Raw genomic sequence first — 19,857 nt, forward strand, 5'->3', positions numbered from 1 at the left:
CCCGTCAGCGAAGAAGGTTTGCGATGTGCTGGAACCAGGCGACCAGCGGCGGCGGCAGGTAGATCCCGGCGATCAGTACGAGCGCGAGATGGGCATACATCGGCAGGTAGGAGGCCTCCGCCGGCGCCGTGCTGCCGCGCGGCCGGCCGAAGGCCGCACCGGTCAGCCGCAGGAGCAGTGCGCCGAAGGCGACGAGAAGCCCGAACACCAGCAGGACGCCGAGGATCGGCTGTTTGGAGAAGGCCGAGCTCACGATGAGGAACTCGCTCATGAAGATGCCGCCGGGCGGCAGGCCGGCGATCGCCACGACCCCGGCGAGCAGTCCCCAGCCGAGGCCCGGATGCGTCTCAGTCAGCCCCCGGATTGCGGAAAGCCGCTGCGTCCCCTTGATCTGCGAGATGTGGCCGACAGCGAAGAAGATCGCCGATTTGGTCAGCGAATGCATGACCATGTGCAGGAGACCGGCGAAGTTCGCGAGCGGCCCGCCGAGCCCGAAGGCGAAGACGATGATGCCCATGTGCTCGATCGAGGAATAGGCGAACATGCGCTTGATGTCGCGGCGCCGGTAGAGCATGAAGCCGGCGAAGATCAGCGAGGCGAGCCCCATCGTCATCATCAGCGGTCCGGGCGCCAGCGCCTCGGGACTTGCCGAAAGCAGCATCTTGAAGCGCAGCACCGCATAGAGCGCGACATTCAGCAACAGGCCGGAAAGCACCGCCGAGATCGGCGTCGGGCCTTCCGCATGGGCGTCCGGCAGCCAGGCATGAAGGGGGGCGAGCCCAACCTTGGTGCCGTAGCCGAGAAAGAGGAAGACGAAGGCGATGTTGAGGAGCGCCGGGTCGAAGGCGGCTGCGTGCTGGATCAGGATCGTCCAGACCATGGCGTCATAGCCTTCCCCGACCACGGGCTGCGCCGCGAGATAGACGAGGATCGTCCCGAAAAGGGCGAATGCGATGCCGACGCTGCCGAGAATGAAATACTTCCACGCAGCTTCGAGCGCCTCGTGGGTGCGGTAGATCCCGACCATCAGCACGGTGGTCAGCGTCGCAAGTTCGACTGCCACCCACATCAGGCCGATATTGTTCGACACGAAGGCGAGGTTCATGCCGAACATCATGATCTGGTACATCGCGTGGTAGAACCGCAGGTTTGCCGGTGTCAGCCGGCCGATCTCCAGTTCATGGGCGATGTAGCTCGCACTGAACACGCTGGTCGTGAAACCGACGAAGGTGTTGAGCACGATGAAGACGATGTTGAGGTCGTCGACGAGGAGATACTGCCCGGCCTCGGGCCGCGGCGTGACGAAGAGCGAAAGCGCCGCCAGCAGCGTGAGCAGGCTCGCGACCACGTTGAGCCGCGCGGTGAGGCGGTAGCCGGGCAGGACGGCGAGCACCACGGCGGCGACGATCGGGATCACGAGGACTACACGCTCGGCGTCGAAGGCGAGAAGGGGCGAGAGCGCGTTCATTTGCGCATCCTCCCCTTGAAGTCGTCGAGGGCAGCGACGTCGACGGTGTCGAAACGCTCGCGAATGCGGAAGAGGAAGACGCCGATGACGATGAAGGCGATCAGGATCGAGAAGGCCACGCTGATCTCGACGACGAGCGGCATGCCCTTGGCACCGGTCGCGGCCAGCACGAGGCTGTTTTCGAGTGACATGAAACCGACCACCTGGCTCACCGCGTTACGCCGCGTCACCATCACCAGCAGGCTGATCAGCAGCACCGAGAGCGCGAAGGCGAGGTCTTCGCGCACCAGCGGATTGGCACCGGGGGTGACCCTGAGCATGACCACCATGGCGAGCGCGACGAGCCCGATGCCGGCGAGCATGGTCGGCCCGATACCGACGACGGTCTCGATTTCGCGGTGGATGCCGAGCTGGCGGATCATCCGGTGCAACACGACCGGAATGACGATCGCCTTGAAGATGAGCGCGATCGCCGCCGTCACATAGAGGTGGGGTGCATCCTGGATATAGGCCTGCCAGGCGACTGAAAGGGTCAGCACCAGCGAATGCAGCGCAAAGACGTTGAGGAGCGCGTAAAGCCGATCCTGATAAAGCATCATCATGCTGACGACGACGAGGCCGCCGGCCAGAAGGTGCGCTATGTCGAAGACGAGACCGTGCATCACAAGCTCCTCGATACAAAGCGCAGAAGGGTCGCGAGCAGGCCGAGCATCAGGGCTGCGCCGAGGAATTCCGGAACGCGGAAGATCCGCATCTTGGCGGTCGCCGTCTCGAAGACGGCAAGCAGAATGCCGGCGACGGCGAGCTTGACGGGATAGGCGAGTGCCGCGGTTAGGTAGGCGGCCGGTGCGTCGCCGGGGCCGGCAAGCTGGAAGGGCACGAAGATGCAGGCGATCAGCGAGACGTAGAGCAGGAGCTTCAAAGAGGCGGCAAGTTCGATCATTGCCAGATGCCGGCCGGAATATTCGAGCACCATCGCCTCGTGCACCATGGTGAGTTCGAGGTGGGTCGCGGGATTGTCGACGGGGATGCGCGCGTTCTCCGCGATCGCCACCATGACGATGGCGACGAGCGCGATGCCGAGCGAGACGCGCAGGCCGACTTCCGGTGAATTGACGAAAGCGGCGATGCTGGAAAGCTGCGTCGAACCGGCGACGAGCGCCAGCGAGAAGATGATCAGCAGCATTGCCGGCTCGGCAAGGGTTGCGATCATCATTTCACGGCTCGATCCGATCCCGCCGAAACTCGTGCCGACATCCATGCCGGCAAGCGCGAGAAAGAAGCGCGCGCTGCCGAGGAGAGCGACGATCGCAATCAGGTCCGCCGTCCAGCTGAAGATGAGCCCCGTCGCAAAGGTCGGGACGATCGCGGCCGCAACCCAGGTCGCCGCGAAGATGAGATAAGGCGCGACCCGGAAGAGCCACGAGGCGTTTTCCGCCACGATCGCTTCCTTGCGGAAGAGCCGTGCGAGGTCGCGGTAGGGCTGGAAGACCGAAGGTCCGCGGCGGCGCAGCAGCCGCGCCTTCACCTTGCGCACGAAGCCGGTGAGCAAGGGCGCCAGCGATATGACCATCGCCATCTGCAGGGACTGGATGAGGAAGGAGGAAATTACGTCCATAGCGCCACCACCAGAAGCAGGAGGATGAGGGCGACGAAGACGAGACTGAGATAGCGCCGGATCGTCAGGAATTGCAGGTGATTGAGCTTCTCCGCGATGTAGCCGACCACGCCGGTCAACGGCGCATAAAGCCAGTCCCAGATCAGGTCGCGGGTCGTGACGGTCAGTCGCGCCGGCCGCAGTTCGCCGGGGGCGGGCATGTCGACCCGCTCGCGGGCGCGGAAGACCAGCGTGCCGAACACGCGGCGGATCGGTTGTGCGAAACTGCCCGCCGAATACTGCGTCATCGGGCTCGGCTCGGGGAAGCCGCAGTCCCATGCCGGGGCCTGCCGGAGCGCCCGCGAGCCGAGATGATGAACGAGGAAGGCGGCAACCGAGGCCGAGAAGGCGATGAAGAGGAAGACCAGCAGGCCGTTATAGGAGCTGTGGGTTTCGGTGATCGGCACGATCGACAGCCAGGCAATACCGGCCTGGGACGGCAGGCGGTCGCCGAGAAGTGCAAGCGCGACCGGGGCGAGGCTATCCATGACGAGGCCCGGCAGGATACCGGCGAGGAGGCAGAGTGCGGCAAGCACCAGCATCGCGGCAAGCGAGAAGCGGTCGACCTCCGTCGCCACGGAGGCGATTGCCGTGCGCGGGCGCCCGAGGAAGGTCACGCCGAACGCCTTGACGAAGCAGGTGGCGGCAAGCGCCGCGGAGAGCGCCAACAGCCCGCCGATCGCAGGCACGATGATCTTCAGCCCCCATTGCGGCAGGTCGGGGCTCTGCAGGATCGCCTGGAAAGCCAGCCATTCCGAGGCGAAGCCGTTGAAGGGCGGCAGTGCCGAGATCGCCACGCTGCCGACGAGGAAGGCGAAACTGGTAACCGGCATCCGGTGGATCAGGCCGCCGAGCTTTTCCATATCGCGCTCGCCGGTCGCGCTCAGCACGGCGCCGGCGCCGAAGAAGAGCAGGCTCTTGAAGAAGGAGTGGTTGAGGACATGGAAAAGCGCGGCCGTGAAGGCGAGCGCCGCCGGGCCCGTCATGCCGTTTGCCGCAAAGGCGAGCGTCAGCCCGAGGCTCACGAAAATGATGCCGATGTTCTCGATCGTGCTGTAGGCGAGCAGGCGCTTCAGGTCCCGTTCCATCAACGCATGGAGAATGCCGAGGCTGGCGGTTGCTCCGCCGATCACCAGGACCAGAATGCCCTGCCAGGGTGCGGGCTGTCCCAGAAGGTCGAAGACGATGCGGACGAAGCCGTAGATGGCGACCTTGGTCATGACGCCGCTCATCAGCGCCGAGACATGGCTCGGCGCGGCCGGATGGGCGAGCGGCAGCCAGACATGCAGCGGCACGAGGCCGGCCTTCGAACCGGCACCGAGAAGAAGAAGCACGAGCACACTTCCAGCAACGAGCGGCGTATGCTCTGCGGCGCGGATCGCGGCGAAGGCATAATTGCCGTCCGACCCCGCCAGTAGGCCGAAGGCGAGCAGCAGTGCGAGCGTACCGAAGCTCGCCATGACGATGTAGATATAGCCCGCCTTGCGATTGGCGGCCTCATGGTGGTGCGCCATCACCAGCGCCCAGGAGGCGAGCGACATGAATTCCCAGGAGATGAGGAAGGTGAAGGCGTCGGCCGCGAGGATCACGAGGGTCATGCCGGCGAGGAAGGCGGGAAAGAAGGGAAGCACGCGCTGCGGTGCCTCTTCATGGTGCCCGTAGCCGAGGCCGTAGAGGCTCGCGAGCGCGCCGCCGAGCCCGACGACCGAAAGAAAGAAGGCCGAGAGCGCGTCGAGCCGGAGATGCGATCCGAGCCAGGGAAGCCCGAGCGGCAACGCCACCTCGGAAGCCGGACCTCCTGTCGCCGCGCCAAGCAGTTGCGAGACTGCGGTCGCGACGACCACCGCGGAAACGCAGAAGGCGAGCGCGTAGACGAGGGATGTTGCCCAGGCTCTCCGTCCCGCGGCCGCCCCGAGCACTGCTGTGCCCAGATAGGCGCCGACCGAGACGAGGACGACCTGGACGGGGGTCATGACGGTTCCCCCGCACCTGGGGTGCTTGCGGTCTCTTCGGTTGTTCCGCGGGACGGCGGCGCCTTCAACCGCACGCCGCGACCGCCCCCCTCGCTCGCCTCTCCGTCGTCGATCAAGGCGATTCCGGCATCGTCGAGAGCGCGCAGGAGCCGCATCAGCGAGTCGACATTGCCGCGGATGACGTGGGGGCTTGCTTCCATGCGCTGGATCGTCGGGACGGACACACCGACGAGGCCGGCCAGTTTGCGCTGGTCAATTCCGAGAAGAGCCCTGGCGGCTCGCAATTGAGCGGATGTAATCACGGTTCCGCCATCGCTTCTCATGTTTCAGCCTTGGTGTTTTATATCTACTACCAATCTATTGATGTTTCAAATCGTATTCCCGTGTCTCGCGCGCATGGCGACCTTCGGTCACGCTGGTTCTGTCGAGGGGAAGACGAGACAGGGATGTGTTCGGACGCTCGTGCATCTTGTCCGGTAGACTTTTGCGGTCTGGCTCTTCGTCGAGACACTTGCCGATCAATGAGCATTTCCGGCAAATTCGCTCCGTCAGAACGACCCCGAATTAGCCGGAAATGTCCAATATGCTCGATCGCTGTGCGGACAGCCGATGCCGACTATGGATTTCAGGCGTTGTCGTTGCGGAAGGTCTGGTCGTTTCAATTGCAGTGCGCGGTGAGGCGCCGCCCCGCGTGGCTCCGGCATCGAACGCGATGAATCCATGATCCGCCGTCGGTCGCGATGGATAATCCCCTTTGTCTGTGCCTGGTGCAACTTTATTCCTTATAGAAACTATAGAAAATATTATCATCTGACATCATCGAACGGCGCGGGAGCTGCGCCCTACCCGGAGGTTCATGATGATTACAAGAAGACAAGGCCTCGCACTTCTCGGTGCTTCCGCGGCGGCGCTCGCCATGCCGAATATCCGGACGGCCGCCGCGTCTGGCAATTTTCGCATCGGCTGGCAGAAGAACGGCGTGTTGGCGCTCGCCAAGCGCACGGGGGCCATCGAGAAGCGACTTGCGCCCCGCGGCGTCACGGTGACCTGGTCGGAATTCACCTCCGGTCCGCCGCTTCTCGAAGCGCTGGGCGCCGGCGCGCTCGATTTCGTCCCGACCGGGGACGTCCCGCCGCTTTTCGCCCAGGCCGCCGGCGGCAATCTCGTCTATGTCGGCACCTACAAGGGAACGGCGGCAGGCTCCGCCATCCTCGTTCACAAGCAGTCACCGATCCAGGCGATCGGGGACCTGAAGGGCCGGAAGGTCGCCTTCAAGCGCGGGTCGAGCGCCCATAATTTCACGGTGAAGGCGTTGCGCAAGGCGGGACTGACGGTCGCCGATATCGAGGCTCTGGATCTCACGCCTCCGGATGCCGCCGCCGCCTTCAAGACGGGCGGGATCGACGCCTGGTCGATCTGGGACCCCTATTTCGCGATCGCCGAAGCCGACCCGGACACCCGCGTGCTGACGACGGCGGAAGGCATCGTCGACAGTTGGTCTTTCTTTCTCGGCAACGGCGACTTCGTTCGTGATCAGTCCGAGGTAATCGTCGAAGTGCTCGACGAGCTCGCCAGGACCGGCGTCTGGGCTCAGGCGAACCTCGACCAGACCATCCCTGCGATCGCCGAGATCACCGGCGTGCCGGAGCCGGTCACCCGTACCGTGCTCACCCGCCGCGGCGCCGATCTCGGCAAGGTCCAGACGCTCGGGGATGAGGCGGTCGCCTATCAGCAGGCGCTCGCCGACGAATTCCACGACCTCGGCATCCTGCCGAAAAAGCTCGCCATCACCGACATCGTCTGGCGCCCGAAAGCCAGCTGACATTGTGTTCACGGAAAGGATGTTGCCATGACCCACACCCAGAAGCCGCTCGATTTCCTCTGGTTCATCCCGACATCGGGCGACGGCACCTATATCGGCTCCGACACGCTGAGCCGCCCCGCCGATTCCGGCTATTTCCGGGAGATCGCCACCGCCGCCGACCGCCTCGGCTATTCGGGCGTGCTGATCCCGACCGGGGTCGCCTGCGAGGAGTCCTTCGTGCTCGCCGCCAATCTGGCTGCGCACACTGAGAAGCTGAAATTCCTGGTGGCGATCCGCCCCGGTACTGCCTCACCTGCCTATTACGCCCGTCTCGCCGCGACTCTCGACCGTGTGTCGAACGGGCGACTGCTGCTCAACATCGTTGTCGGCGGCAATCCGCAGGAGCTTGCGGGCGACGGCATCTTCCTGCCGCATGACGAGCGCTATGCCCATGCGGACGAGTTCTTCCGGGTCTTCAACGAACTGATCGAGACGGGCAGCGCAGACCTCGACGGGCAGTACATCAAGGCGATCGGGGCAAGGCTCGGCTTTCCGCCGGTGCAGGCGCCGCGCCCGCCGCTCTATTTCGGCGGCTCGTCGGATGCGGCGATCCAGTTTTCCGCCGGTTTCGTCGACAAGTATCTCACCTGGGGAGAGCCGCCCGAACAGGTCGCGGAGAAGATCGCCACGGTCCGCAGGGCCGCGGCCGCAAAAGGTCGCGACGTCAGCTTCGGCATCCGTCTCCACTTCATCGTCCGGGAAACCGACGAGGAGGCATGGGAGGCTGCCGACCGGCTGATCTCGAGGCTCTCCGACGAGACGATCGCTGCCGCACAGGAGGCCTTCGCCAGAACCTCCGATTCCGTCGGCCAGACCCGCATGATCGCGCTCCACAACGGCCGGCGCGACAAGCTCGAGGTCTCGCCGAACCTTTGGGCCGGCATCGGTCTCGTGCGCTCCGGTGCGGGTACGGCGCTGGTCGGCTCTCCGAAGACGGTGGCCGCCCGCCTCAGGGAATACCAGGCGCTCGGCATCGATACCGTCGTCGCCTCGGGGTATCCGCACCTCGAGGAGGCCTATCGCGTCTCCGAGCTGCTTTTCCCGGAAATCGGCCTCGGCAGCCCGCGCAACCAGATCCGCTCGTCCTTCGGCGACCGGCCACTCTTCGGTGGCGGCGGCCACGGCGGCAATCTTCGGGTCGTTTCCGGCTCCTGAGGCCCAAGGAGGACGCCGCGCGGTCTCGTCCGCGCGGCAAGGCATCGAGAAGAAAGGAAAGCGATATGACCGCGTTTGACATTCCGACGAGTAGCGTGATCACACGTAGCCGTCTCGCAGGCGCCGGGCGGGCGCGGTTGCGGATCGATACGGGCAGCCTGCTGCCCTTCGCCGTTCCCGGCCTCGTTCTCCTCGTCTGGCAAATCCTCTCCTCGGCCGGCTGGATATCGGCCCGCGTGATGCCGGCTCCGACCGATGTCGCGTTCGCGTTCGTAGACCATCTGGCAAGCGGCGCGCTCGTCCACGACATCGCGGTTTCCGGCGCGCGGGCGCTTGCCGGCCTGCTGGTGGGGGGCGCGATCGGGCTCGCCCTCGGCATCGCGAACGGCGTCTCCAGGCTTTCTGAGCAGTTGACGGATACGACGCTGCAGATGCTGCGTACCATCCCTCATCTTGCGATGATTCCGCTCGTCATCCTCTGGTTCGGCATCGGTGAGGAATCGAAGCTCTTTCTCACCTCGCTCGGGGTTCTGTTTCCCGTCTATCTCAACACCTTCCACGGGGTGCGCAGCGTTGATCGTGACCTTCTGGAGATGGGCCGCATCTACGGCATGAGCGGCTGGACGCTGTTCCGCCGTGTCATCCTGCCGGGAGCGCTGCCCTCGATTTTCGTCGGATTGCGCTATGCGCTCGGGATCATGTGGCTGACGCTCATCGTGTCGGAATCGATCGCGGCATCCTCGGGTATCGGCCATATGGCGAACGAGGCGAGGGAGTTCATGATGACCGACGTGGTGATCCTTTCCCTGCTGATCTACGCCGCGCTCGGCAAGCTTGCCGACCAGATCGCGCGCACGCTCGAACGACGGATGCTGGCATGGAACCCGGCCTATCAGAAGTGAGGATACCGACATGATCCGCCATGCAGCAAGCCTTCATCACGGCCCGTCAGGGCGGGATGTCGCCGCGGGACGGGGGACGGATATCGCTCCCGCTCCTCCGGTGCCTTCCGGACCGGTTTCGATCTCGCTCACGCATGTCGACAAGCGTTTTGGCGACAATCACGTGCTGAGGGGCGTCGACCTCGAGGTTCCGGCAGGCCAGTTCCTGGCCATCGTCGGCAAGAGCGGCTGCGGCAAGAGCACGTTGCTTCGCCTGCTGGTGGGCCTGGACCGGCCGACCAGTGGCGCGATTGCGATCCGCGACGGAAACGGTGCGGCCGCGGCGAACACCCGCATCGTGTTCCAGGAGCCACGGCTCCTTCCCTGGGCGAGCGTCATCGACAATGTCGCCGTCGGGCTGCGAGACGGCGTTCCCAGTTCGGAGGCGCGTCGCGAGGCGGCGAATGCGCTGCGCGACGTGCAGCTCGCCGACAAGGCCGAACAATGGCCGGCCCTTCTCTCGGGAGGACAGCGCCAGCGCGTGGCGCTCGCCCGCGCCCTGGTGAGCCGTCCGGGACTGCTGGCGCTGGACGAACCGCTCGGTGCTCTCGACGCCCTCACGCGCATAACCATGCAGCAGCTGGTGAGCCGCGTCCGTCGTGAACTCGGCTTTACCGCGGTGCTCGTCACTCACGATGTCAGCGAGGCCGTCCACCTGGCCGACCGGGTGATCGTTCTCGATCAGGGGCGTGTGTCGCTCGACCTCGCGATTGAGACGGAACATCCCCGCCATCACGGTGATCCGGAGCTTGCCGGTTACGAGCGGCAGCTGCTCGAGGCCATTTTCGGCGAGGCGTGAGCGCCTCGCATCGCAGGCATCGGTTCATCTCCCTGCGTTCGGGTTGACGTCAGACGAGGTCGCAGGTCGTGCGAGCCGAGGCCCGGCGGGCGATGATCGTGTGGGCGATCTGGTCGGCTTGCGTGGCGATTTCGGGCACGCCGGTCAGTTCACCGAAGGTGCCGCGGGCGAGCGGCCCGGCGATGAACAGGCTGTCGACAGGATAGCCGTTGCGACCGATCGCCCTGCTTGTCCGATCGCAGGCGACCCCGAGGCCGAGGGAGTCGGCCGCCACAAACCCCAGGCGTTCGAGTTCTGCAAGCCACGGCTGCGAGGTGACGACCGAACCGAAATCCGGACCGGTTGCGACCACGGCCCAGTCGGTGACCAGTCGCTCGACCGTGCCCGCGGGTTTCTTGATCACGTCGACCGAGATCTCGTGGCGGCTACGCTCGATCCGACAGATGCGGCCGGCCCGGTGGCGGAGCAGTCCGGCCTCGAAACGGTCGTGCATGATCCTGGCGTTCTGGGGTGGCAGCCGGTAGCGGCGGGTCTCGAACTGGCGCTTCAGGTGGCGCAACAGACGCGCCTGCTCTTCGAGCGGAAGGCCGGCCCAGATTGTTTGCCCCTGCTGGCGGAGAGCATCGAACACGCTCTGCCAGGAAAGCCCCTGGCTCTCGGCCTCGGCGACGGTTGCGCGCACACGCTGCAGCAGTTGCCGTCCGCTCCGTGGGGAGAACGCTGAGAAATCGCCGAAGGGTTCGACGGCCGAGACGGACTGCACTTGCGGCAGCAGGCCCGACCGAGAGAGCAGGGTGACGACGCCTGCGTGGCCGCGGCCCGCAAGTTGTCCGACGACGTCCGCTGCGGTCAGGCCGGCGCCGAAGACGAGCACACGATCATTTGTGCGCACGTGGGATAGCCATTCGCCTTTGAGGCCGTCTGCCACCAGGCGGGGATGACCATTGAGCGCGGATGCGATGGCCTTGGGCGCTTGCGGTCCGGGCTGACCTGTCGCAATGATCAGCTCGTCGGCAACGGCGGAGGAGCCGGCCTCGCCGGTGACGAGCCAGAGGTCGGCCCGCCGCGTCACGTGCACCACCTGCTCGCGGCGGTGGACGATCCTCTCCTGTTCGATGAGTGGCGCCATCTGCGTGGCCATGAACTCGCCGAAGTCGCCACGACGTGCGAAGACGTGTTCGCCGGCGACCGCCCGGGGATCGGCCGCAAGGCGGCCGGTTCTTGCGTGCCACTCTGCGAAGGCCTCCGGCCGACCGGGGAGCGCACGCATCCTGTGGGCTGCAACGTTGAGCCGGAGCGACGGGTCCGTCGTGTCGTAGGCAAGTCCGGCGCCGATCCGCTTGCGCGGTTCGAAGATCACGACGCCGTCCTTCTCGACGCCGTCGCAGAGGGCGAGCTGCCGGGCAACCGAGGCGCCGGAAAAGCCGCCGCCGATCACCACCACGCGGCAGCGATGAAAGACGGGCGCGGTCCGCGCTCCGATCGCAGAGGAAAGCTGCAGCATCACCTTCTCCTTCCGATTCTCGCGTTGGCTAACGATATTTTCTATAAATTATATGTAAAATAGAAAGCGATGTCTACAGTTCCGGCCCGGTTTCGCCAAGAATGACCCCAAGCTTTTGAAATCCGTATGTGAAAGGATCGAAGCATGAGCAAGGAACTGTCATCCCCGGCATTCGGTGTCCTCGAGGTGACGCCTCCGCTGCTGGACAGCCCGCCCGATGCAGAGGGTCTCAGATCGGCTCTGCGTCTGCTGGCGGGTGGGGTGACGATCATCACCGCAGGCGAGGGTGACGACCGTACCGGCGCCACCGTAACCTCCGCGACGGGTCTCTCCGTCGACCCGCCGCGAATGCTCGTCTCCCTCAATCACACGTCTTCGACCTGGCCGGTGGTCGAGCGCTACGGCCATTTCTGCGTGAACCTCGTCGGTCCGCACCATCAGGCTCTGGCCAACCAGTTCGCCGGTCGCGGGGGGCTGAAGGGTCCGGAGCGCTACCGCGGAGCGGAATGGACGCGACTTGCGAGTGGTGCGCCGGTTCTCGACGACGCGATTGCCGCGGTCGACTGTGTCGTCGAAGAGGTTTTGCCGCGCCATGGTCACGTACTGGTCATCGGGAAAGTGGCCGCGATCCGCAGCCGCGGCGGTCAGTCGCTCGGATATTGCGCCGGTCGTTATGTCCCGATCCCCGAGAGCAGCGTCTTCAACGGTTGAACAGGCGGCGCAAAGTCCTTTAAATGCACAGATTTAGTGGAAATCCTTGACGGTCGCTTCATTCGCTGTGACACTCGCTGGTCTCTGACGAGAGCGAACAGGAGGATGGTTCCATGCCTGTGGGTATCCCGAATGCATCGTTCGCGGCCGCCACGAACGTCCTTGGACGCCAGGTCTTGCAGCCGAAATGTTGGCCTTGCATGGCTTTGGTGCCGAAGGTCGGGTTCCGGAGTCGTCCAGTCGGCGTTGTCCTCCGCTCGAACCGATATGCATGATATCCCTTGGGAACGCTGGGAGCGGAAGCCATGGCAACCATCACGCATCTCGAAGTACACGGGCGCGGACTTCCGGCCCGTATCACCTCTGAAGAGGAGGCGCTTTCCGTCGCCGCCAAGGCGACCGAGATCTTTGCCGTCGCCTCCCCGGATACCGTCGGCGAGTGGCTTGCGCGTTCAGGCTTGCTGGCGATTTCGGTGCCCGCGGAACTGGGCGGTATCGACGTCTCCAATGTCGTCCTGGCGGAGATCGTTTCTGCCTTCGCCCGGGCATCCGCCGAGGCGGCGACAGCCCTCACCGCCCATTTTGCCGCGCTTGAATTGCTGCGCGGCGGCGGTACGGAAGATCAGCGGCGGTCTGTCTTTGATCGTGCCCGCCAGGGCCAGCGTTTTGCGCTCGCAAGACTGCCGACCGACCTGCAAGTCCAGCTGACCGACGTGACCGTCGAAATCGGAAAGGCGGAGGAGGCGGCCGCGCTGCCGCCCGACTGGCGGATCATCTGCCTGCAGAGCCTTCAGGACAGTCCCGTCGCAATGATGCTCGCGCGAACCGGCACTGTTCGGGAGGATGTCGAACGCTCGCCTCTCGGGGCTTTTATCGGAAAGACATCAGCGCCGCATGTCGATGCGATGTTGGCGCTCCAGCAGGACGCGCTTTTGCTCTCGACGGCGCTTTCGCGCCTGCTGACCGCGGCGACGGTGCTCGGCCGATGCGAGAGCGAACTCTCGGCCCTGATCTCGCCGGATCAAGGCGCGGATGATGTGGTCGACCGGGCCGAACGCGCTGGCCTACTGGCGGTGCGCATCGAGACCCTGCGGGGCATTGCGCATCGCTGCGGCGCGCTGTTCGATCGCGCACAGGTGAGCCCGACGACGCAGGCGATCGAGGAGGCGTGCCGCGTCTCGACCATACTCGACGTCGTCATCCGCGAGACAGGTCTGCCCTGTCCCTCGGGGGAGGACCGTGCGGCGCTGCGCGCTGTGGGGAATTCGGTGCTGTTTGGCGGACGCTGACATCGCAGGACGCCGCCCAGAAGCCTTGGATCAGCTGAGCGCCGGCGCGTCGGCGAGCAGGTCCTCGCCCTTGGCGACGAATTCGGCAAGGGTCATGTTGTCGAGGATCGCCGCAATCGCGTCGCGAACTTCCGTCATCGAGATGCGTACCTGACAGCTTACCGGGTCGTCGCAGTCGTCGCAGGCCTCGAAGGCCGTGCGGCTGGCGCAACGGATCGGGGCAAGCGGGCCGTCGAGGGCGCGGATCACCGCGCCGATGCGGATCTCCGAGGCCGGCTTCGAGAGGGCGTAGCCGCCGTTCGGCCCCTTCTTCGAACGCAGCATGCCGTTGTTGCGCAATTCGAGCAGGATGGTGTCGAGGAATTTTTTCGGAATGTTGTTGCGGGCCGCCACCTCGGTGACGAATGCGGTCTCACCGGGGCCGAGACGCGCGAGATCGACGAGCGCCTTCAGCCCATATTTGCCCTTCTTGGTCAGCATTCCAGAGATTCCATCCTGAGAGGTGGCGACAAACGGAGCTCGCCATCGAAGAACTATACTATGCATATAGTTTTTAAGGAATTCCTGTGCAATGACCGATTGCGGCATTCGCCGGCGGCTCTTGCCGCAATCGGCGCGGAAAACATGCAGCTTGCTCCTCCGCAAGACGCTCTTTCGATGCGCATCCGGGTGTCGAGGGCGTGGTCCGCCACGTCAGCCCGGCAAGGGCCCGTAGATCCGCCGCAACTGCTCGACGAAGGATTTGAGTTCCGCCTCGGAAAAACGGGAGGTGAAGCGCTTCTCGTGCAAGGCGATGAGTTCGCGCGCTTCCTGCAGCACCTTTTTGCCTTCCTCGGTGAGGAAGAGTTCCTTGCGGCGCCGGTCGGTCCGGGAGGGGCGTCGTTCGAGAAGGCTGCGCGCCTCCAGCCGGTCCACGAGCGCCATCGTCGTCGCCTTGTCCATGCTGAGAAGCTCGGCGATATCGATCTGCACGACACCGGGATTGCGTCCGACGAGTTCCAGCACGGTGAACTGTTTAGGCGTCAGCGAAAGACCGGCCATTGTCTGCTGATAGTCCTGGAAGATCGCGACATTCGCCATCCTGAGGTGGAAGCCGAGGACCCGCGTCAGGCAGCCCATGTCCAGTGACGGCCCGGCCGAAGCGTTGCCGATGTCGGACGTAAGGTCCTTTTCCGCCTCCAGATTTCCCTCGTCTGCCACACCGGTCTCCCGCAAAGTCTACGATCGCGGCACTCCTATCATTTTCCACTTGTGTCGGCGACCGGTTTATATAATATGTACTACATACTATTTTGGCTCGTATGGGAGTGCGGACCCGGGAGGAGAACATGCTGCAACACGCATTCGTCGGCGCGTCGATGGATACCGCTTTCGCGCTCGGCGATCCGGTCGGCTACCGTGCCCTTGTGGGGCCGGCTCGGCCAGCAGTCTACGAGGTGGAGACCGGTCGTTCGCTGACCTATGCGGAGCTCGATGACCTGATCGCGCGGATCGCCGCGGTCCTGCTGCTGAAGGTTGCGGCGCCGGAGCCTCATCCTCGCATCGCATATCTCGGGCGCAATTCGATCATTCAGGTCGCAATCTGCCTCGCCTGCCAGCGTGCCGGTTACGTCTTCGTTCCTCTCAACTGGCGGCTCGGCCCCGTCGAGATCGGGCAGATCGTCGAGGACTGCCGACCTTCCCTCATCGTCCACGCGGCGGAGTTTGCCCATACGATCGGCGAGATCGCCGATCCGCTTCCGCCGCTGCTGCCCGTCGACGGCGAGGACGGCTTGCTTGCACTCATCGCCGAGAACCCGCGCACCGAGCCGGAAGCGCCCGTCGCCGACGGGCCCTGCATCATGCTCTACACTTCCGGCACGACCGGGGCGCCGAAGGGCGTCGTCGTGACGCGCCGCAACGCCTTCGCCGCGGCGCTCAATTTCGCACTGGTCGGGGAAGTGACGGCACGCTCGGTCGCGCTTCTCGACCTGCCGCTCTTCCATACGATCGGTCTCGTCGCGATCGCCCGCACGACGCTGATGATGGGCGGGCGGCTGGTGATCTCCGACCGGTTCCTGCCCGAACGGACGCTTGCAACGCTCGGCGATCCTTCCCTTTGCGTGAGCCACTACTTCGCCGTGCCGCAGATGGCGGCGGCGCTGCGTGCCTCGCCGAACTGGAACGCCGCCGCGCTGAAGGCCCTCCAGGCGATCTTCATCGGCGGGGCACCGCTCTCTCCGGCGCTGATCGAGACCTTCCTCGAGGACGGCATCCCGCTCGTCAACGGTTACGGCATGAGCGAGGCGGGGACCGCGATCCACATGCCGCTCGATCGCGACATGGTGGCGACCTTCCCCGGCAGCGTAGGGTTTCCGGCGCCGATGCTCGCCATCCGCCTCGTCGGCGAGGACGGCCAGGACGTCGCCGACGGCGAAGTCGGAGAAATCTGGCTCAGCGGCCCCTCCGTGACCCCCGGCTACTGGAACAAGCCGGAGGAGACCGCGCGCGCCTTCGTCGACGGCTGGTATCGCAGCGGCGATCTCGGCCGGCGGGGACCGGGCGGGGTCATCTACGTGCCAGACCGGCTGAAGGACATGTATATCAGTGGCGGCGAAAACGTCTTCCCTGCCGAAGTGGAAGCAGTGATCGGCGCCCATCCGAAGGTTCTGGATGTCGCGGTCGTCGGGGCTCCGGATCCGAAGTGGGGAGAATGTGGCATCGCCTTCGTCGTGGCTGCCGTCGCGGATGCGACGGATGAGGAGATCCTCCTCCATTGCGCCGAGCGGCTTGCCGCCTACAAGCGGCCGGCCCGCGTCGTCTTCCTCGAGGCGATCCCGCGCACTGCATCCGGAAAGGCGCAGAAGCACATCCTGCGCACCCATCACCTTCCCTCGTGAACTCAAGCATTTGCGGTGGCGACGTTCGACCCCGCGTCGATCCAGATGAAAGGACAGAGACCATGACAGAAACCGACAAGAGCAAGGCCGACCCCGTCGTCGTCGACTTCGACGGCGGTATCGCCTTCGTGACCCTCAACCGGCCGGAAAAGCGAAATGCCATGAACCCGGCGCTCAACCGCCGGATGATGGAAGTTCTCGACGATCTCGAAGGGGACGAGCGTTGCGGCGTGCTGGTCCTTCGGGGCGCCGGCTCCTCCTGGTCGGCGGGCATGGATCTCAAGGAATACTTCCGCGACAACGACGGCAAGGGGCGTCACGTGACGCTGAAGAGCCGACGCCAGTCGGGCGGCTGGTGGAACCGCCTGATGTTCTTCGAAAAGCCGACCATCGCCATGGTCAACGGCTGGTGCTTCGGCGGGGCGTTCACCCCGCTCGTCGCCTGCGACCTTGCGATTGCGGCGAACGAGGCGACCTTTGGGCTTTCGGAAATCAACTGGGGCATTTTGCCCGGCGGCAACGTCACCCGCGCCGTCGCCGAGGTGATGAACCACCGCGACTCGCTCTACTACATCATGACCGGCGAGACCTTCGGCGGCGAGAAGGCCCGAGAAATGGGCCTCGTCAACGAGTCCGTGCCGCTCACGGAACTCGAAACACGTGTCCGGCAGATCTGCGCGAGCCTGCTCGAAAAGAACCCGGTCACCCTGAAGGCAGCGAAGGACACCTTCAAGCGGGTCCGCAACATGCCCTGGGATCTTGCCGACGACTACATCTACGCCAAGCTCGAACAGATGCTCTACCTGGACAAGACGCGTGGCCGCGACGAGGGCCTTAAGCAGTTCCTCGACGACAAGACCTACCGGCCGGGCCTCGGCGCCTACAAGCGCTAGCCGGACGGGGCTCGCCCTTCGCCAACCGTCACCCCGCCTGCGGGGCGACGGTTCCGGCGGCATCGAGATAGCTGTCGAGTTCGTGTCCCGAGACCGGTGGCGAATAGAAATAGCCCTGGATCAGCACGGCCCCGAGCGCTGCCAAGGCATCCATCTCCTCCTGCGTTTCCACTCCTTCGATCACGCAGTCGAGGTGCATGTCGCGGCTGAGCGCGAGCAGCGACTTCACGATCTTGTAGCTTGCCGGGTTCTTGTGGAGGTCTTTGACGAAGCTGCGGTCGATCTTGATCTTGGTCAGCGGCAGCGCGTGAAGCCGGGTCAGGCTCGAATAGCCGGTGCCGAAATCGTCGAGCGAGATTCCGCAGCCCATCACGCGCAGTGCTTCGACCGACTTCCGCACCTGCTCGAAATCATGGGCGAAGGCCGTCTCGGTGATCTCGAAATCGATGCGGTGGCTGCCGAAGGCGCTGTTGCCGAGGATCGCGGCGATCGCGAGCACGCTTTCCTCGGTGTTCAGGTCGTGTGCCGAGAGGTTGAACGACAGCCGGGTCCCGGCGGGCCAGGTTTCCGCCGTGGCCACCGCCTTCCGCAACAGGATGCGGGTGAGACTTCCGACGAAACCGGCCCGCTCGGCAATGGGAACGAACTGACCGGGTGGTACGCACCCGAGAACGGGGCTCTCCCAGCGCGCGAGCGCCTCGAAGCCCATGGTTCTTCCGCTCGATCTGTCGACGATCGGCTGGAAGACCACGGTCAGTTCCTGTTCCAGGTCCGCCTGCCTCAAAACCTGTTCGATCAACGCTTCGCGACGGATCTGCGCGTCGAGCGCGTTCGAGAACAGGGTGCAGGTGCCGCGACGGGTCCGCTTTCCGTGGTAGAGCGCGTAGTCGGCATGGTCGAACAGGGTTTCCGGCGAGGTCGCCGCGTCCGGGTGAATGGCGACGCCGACCGAGGCGGAGATCTGCACGGTGGCGGCGGGCAGAACGATGGGCTTCTGCAACGTGTGACAGATGTCCTTGCCCAGTGCCATGACGGCGCTGCCTTCCGTCGCGTCCGTCGTCACGAAGGCGAATTCGTCGCCGCCGAGGCGAAAGAAATGCGTGCCGGAGCCGGCATTGAGGTCGGAGAGGCGCACGCCCACCTGCACGAGAAGCTTGTCGCCGGCCGAATGGCCGTAGACATCGTTGACCGGCTTGAAACCGTCGAGATCGAGGATGCCGACCGCGAGCCGTGTTCCGTCTTTCCGGGCCTCCGCGAAGACGCCCTGCAGGTGCGAGAAGAAGGCGCGGCGGTTCGGCAGGCCGGTCAGGCTGTCGAGATTGGCAAGCCGCAGGTTCTCGTTGCTCAGCGCCTCGGTGCGGACCTGCGCGTTCACCATTTCGGCGAAGTTGCGGTAATTGACCATCAGGATCACCAGCATGCCGACGCTGACGAGGGCGATGTTGACGGCGATCGCGACGAAGGTCGGCTGGCCGGTCAGGGCATAGAAGGGGATGAAGGTGCCGTTGACGATCGCCGTCACGGTCACCGCGGCCGACCGCAGGAACATCAGGCAGAAGATGCAGCTGATCACCGTGATCGACATGTAGAAGGCGAGGTGCGACTGCGCATAGGCGTCGCCATAGGGAAAGAGCATGTAGGACCAGCCGGTGAAGACGGCCGCGATGACGAAGGCCAGCCGGTTGGTACGCCGGAGCGCGTGGAGCGCTGCTTCCGGTGTCGGTTCGATACTGCGTGATGACCACCAGTGCCGGATACGGGCGAGGCTTACCACGGTGAAGAGCGCGGGAAGGGCGGTCGTCAGCCAGAGCGGTGCGGTGGCCATGTGCGTCGCGGCGACAGCCCAGGTGCTCGTCATCAGGATGAAATACATCATCGGCAGCTGCCGGGCGAAGGCGCGGTACTGCTCCCTGAGCAGCGACGGATTGTCGGAGGGCACCGACATGAAGGCGATGACGTGCGACACGGCCGATTTCAAAGGGTGGTCCGGTCCGTCGGGTTCGTGTTCGGCAAAGCGTTCGAATAAGCTCATTCAGACAGATCGCGTAAAGAAACGTTCTGCATTGTCGGCGATGGACGCTAAGAATCGGTTACGCGCCGTGGCTTGAGCCGGCGCTCTTCGGAGACAGGGGCGCGTCGCGTCGTGGGACACCTTGTGGGCGGAGGATTTGCCGGACGAGGCAGGTATTGCCGAGAAAGCCGCGCGCGGGTGTCTCCGCCAATATTTCTTCAGGGGCAGTGCTGTTCTCTGAGGCGGAGCAACAAGCGGCATCGCGCAAGATCGGAACGCGATCTGATTCCGCTAACTGACGCCACTCTCGTTCTTTGCCGAAGGCAAACACGAAAATGGAGATCTCTCCGGGCGCCCTGCCTCGACCTCGTCGAAGCGGGTGACCGGAGAAACGGGTGTCTCCGTGTCAAGATCAACACAGCCGCTCGACCTTATCGGTGGACATGGCCTTCGCGTCTCTGTTGGATCTTGGATAGGTCGTCTTGTCAGAACGAACCCGGATTGGCCGGATGTGCTCCGGTCCTTGCCGGTGTCACTTCTTGCCGCCAAATCGTCGGGTCTTGTCGAGTTTGCCCTTGGCCGATGATGTCTTTGCATCGTAGCCTTGACCGTGGTTCGTTCCGCCAAGGTGTCCGCCGCCACTGGTGTTTGCCACCTGCCGCTGCGCCCTGAGGATCTGTTGTCCTGCGTCCGTCTTTTTCATGGGAGTCTTT

General features: G+C 64.6%; 18 protein-coding genes. 8 read left to right on the forward strand and 10 right to left on the reverse strand.

Translation table 11 applies throughout. The annotated features are described in order from the left end of the window. Positions 1-4 precede the first annotated feature (4 nt). From NHF53_RS03065 to NHF53_RS03085, 5 genes are read right to left on the reverse strand one after another with little or no spacing between them, the layout of a single operon-like run. Positions 5-1,468 (reverse strand): hydrogenase 4 subunit F, encoded by a 1,464-nt coding sequence (locus tag NHF53_RS03065; RefSeq protein ID WP_252833052.1) that lies wholly within the window; start codon positions 1,466-1,468, stop codon positions 5-7. Next, the gene (locus tag NHF53_RS03070) at positions 1,465-2,130 is read right to left on the reverse strand and encodes a hydrogenase-4 component E (protein ID WP_114363938.1); all 666 of its coding nucleotides are present in this window, start codon (positions 2,128-2,130) and stop codon (positions 1,465-1,467) included. The genes NHF53_RS03065 and NHF53_RS03070 overlap by 4 nt, the downstream gene beginning before the upstream one ends. Then, positions 2,130-3,086 carry a respiratory chain complex I subunit 1 family protein gene (locus NHF53_RS03075; RefSeq protein WP_252833053.1) on the reverse strand — a complete coding sequence of 319 codons (957 nt, stop codon included), beginning with the start codon at positions 3,084-3,086 and terminating at the stop codon, positions 2,130-2,132. Before NHF53_RS03075 ends, NHF53_RS03070 begins: the two co-directional genes overlap by 1 nt. Beyond that, positions 3,077-5,098, reverse strand: a complete 2,022-nt coding sequence (gene hyfB / locus NHF53_RS03080) for a hydrogenase 4 subunit B (protein ID WP_252833054.1) — start codon at positions 5,096-5,098, stop codon at positions 3,077-3,079. The genes NHF53_RS03075 and hyfB overlap by 10 nt, the downstream gene beginning before the upstream one ends. After that, complete coding sequence (locus NHF53_RS03085) at positions 5,095-5,421, reverse strand: helix-turn-helix domain-containing protein (protein WP_252833055.1); 327 nt, start codon at positions 5,419-5,421, stop codon at positions 5,095-5,097. Before NHF53_RS03085 ends, hyfB begins: the two co-directional genes overlap by 4 nt. Positions 5,422-5,957: 536 nt before the next feature. Between NHF53_RS03085 and NHF53_RS03090 the strand changes: the two genes are divergently transcribed. The 4 genes from NHF53_RS03090 to NHF53_RS03105 all read left to right on the forward strand — a co-directional run bounded on the left by NHF53_RS03090 (position 5,958) and on the right by NHF53_RS03105 (position 9,857). Next, entirely contained in the window at positions 5,958-6,920 is a 963-nt protein-coding gene (locus NHF53_RS03090) for an aliphatic sulfonate ABC transporter substrate-binding protein (RefSeq protein ID WP_252833056.1), read from the forward strand. A gap of 27 nt (positions 6,921-6,947) precedes the next feature. Next, the gene (ssuD, locus tag NHF53_RS03095; protein WP_252833057.1) at positions 6,948-8,117 is read left to right on the forward strand and encodes an FMNH2-dependent alkanesulfonate monooxygenase; all 1,170 of its coding nucleotides are present in this window, start codon (positions 6,948-6,950) and stop codon (positions 8,115-8,117) included. Positions 8,118-8,182: 65 nt separating this feature from the next. After that, complete coding sequence (locus NHF53_RS03100) at positions 8,183-9,019, forward strand: ABC transporter permease subunit (RefSeq protein WP_252833058.1); 837 nt, start codon at positions 8,183-8,185, stop codon at positions 9,017-9,019. Between the two features lie 10 nt (positions 9,020-9,029). Beyond that, positions 9,030-9,857: an ABC transporter ATP-binding protein gene (locus NHF53_RS03105; RefSeq protein WP_252833059.1), complete on the forward strand. Its 828-nt coding sequence runs from the start codon at positions 9,030-9,032 to the stop codon at positions 9,855-9,857. A 49-nt stretch (positions 9,858-9,906) separates the two neighbouring features. Here the strand turns inward: NHF53_RS03105 and NHF53_RS03110 are convergent, their stop codons facing one another. Beyond that, complete coding sequence (locus NHF53_RS03110) at positions 9,907-11,361, reverse strand: FAD/NAD(P)-binding protein (RefSeq protein WP_252833060.1); 1,455 nt, start codon at positions 11,359-11,361, stop codon at positions 9,907-9,909. A gap of 144 nt (positions 11,362-11,505) precedes the next feature. Here NHF53_RS03110 and NHF53_RS03115 point away from each other — a divergent pair, with 144 nt between their 5' ends. Together NHF53_RS03115 and NHF53_RS03120 are read left to right on the forward strand one after the other, a co-directional pair. Continuing rightward, positions 11,506-12,072 (forward strand): flavin reductase family protein, encoded by a 567-nt coding sequence (locus tag NHF53_RS03115; RefSeq protein WP_252833061.1) that lies wholly within the window; start codon positions 11,506-11,508, stop codon positions 12,070-12,072. 305 nt (positions 12,073-12,377) lie between these two features. Beyond that, positions 12,378-13,361, forward strand: a complete 984-nt coding sequence (locus tag NHF53_RS03120) for an acyl-CoA dehydrogenase family protein (protein ID WP_252833062.1) — start codon at positions 12,378-12,380, stop codon at positions 13,359-13,361. Between the two features lie 30 nt (positions 13,362-13,391). Here the strand turns inward: NHF53_RS03120 and NHF53_RS03125 are convergent, their stop codons facing one another. Further along, positions 13,392-13,841, reverse strand: coding sequence for an Rrf2 family transcriptional regulator (locus tag NHF53_RS03125; RefSeq protein WP_114363927.1), 450 nt, complete (start codon positions 13,839-13,841; stop codon positions 13,392-13,394). 213 nt (positions 13,842-14,054) lie between these two features. Further along, positions 14,055-14,561, reverse strand: a complete 507-nt coding sequence (locus NHF53_RS03130) for a MarR family winged helix-turn-helix transcriptional regulator (RefSeq protein WP_252833063.1) — start codon at positions 14,559-14,561, stop codon at positions 14,055-14,057. Between the two features lie 131 nt (positions 14,562-14,692). Between NHF53_RS03130 and NHF53_RS03135 the strand changes: the two genes are divergently transcribed. Both NHF53_RS03135 and NHF53_RS03140 read left to right on the forward strand, forming a co-directional pair. Beyond that, positions 14,693-16,240, forward strand: coding sequence for an AMP-binding protein (locus NHF53_RS03135; RefSeq protein WP_374591145.1), 1,548 nt, complete (start codon positions 14,693-14,695; stop codon positions 16,238-16,240). A gap of 62 nt (positions 16,241-16,302) precedes the next feature. Beyond that, positions 16,303-17,133, forward strand: a complete 831-nt coding sequence (locus tag NHF53_RS03140; protein WP_252833065.1) for a p-hydroxycinnamoyl CoA hydratase/lyase — start codon at positions 16,303-16,305, stop codon at positions 17,131-17,133. 28 nt (positions 17,134-17,161) lie between these two features. On the opposite strand, the gene NHF53_RS03145 is transcribed toward NHF53_RS03140, so the two are convergent. Further along, positions 17,162-19,078, reverse strand: coding sequence for a bifunctional diguanylate cyclase/phosphodiesterase (locus tag NHF53_RS03145; RefSeq protein ID WP_252834895.1), 1,917 nt, complete (start codon positions 19,076-19,078; stop codon positions 17,162-17,164). Between the two features lie 598 nt (positions 19,079-19,676). Beyond that, positions 19,677-19,847 carry a hypothetical protein gene (locus NHF53_RS03150; protein WP_170141893.1) on the reverse strand — a complete coding sequence of 57 codons (171 nt, stop codon included), beginning with the start codon at positions 19,845-19,847 and terminating at the stop codon, positions 19,677-19,679. Positions 19,848-19,857 lie beyond the last annotated feature (10 nt).

The sequence above is a fragment of the Ciceribacter sp. RN22 genome (assembly GCF_024054295.1).
In the GTDB taxonomy this organism is placed as follows: domain Bacteria; phylum Pseudomonadota; class Alphaproteobacteria; order Rhizobiales; family Rhizobiaceae; genus Allorhizobium; species Allorhizobium lividum.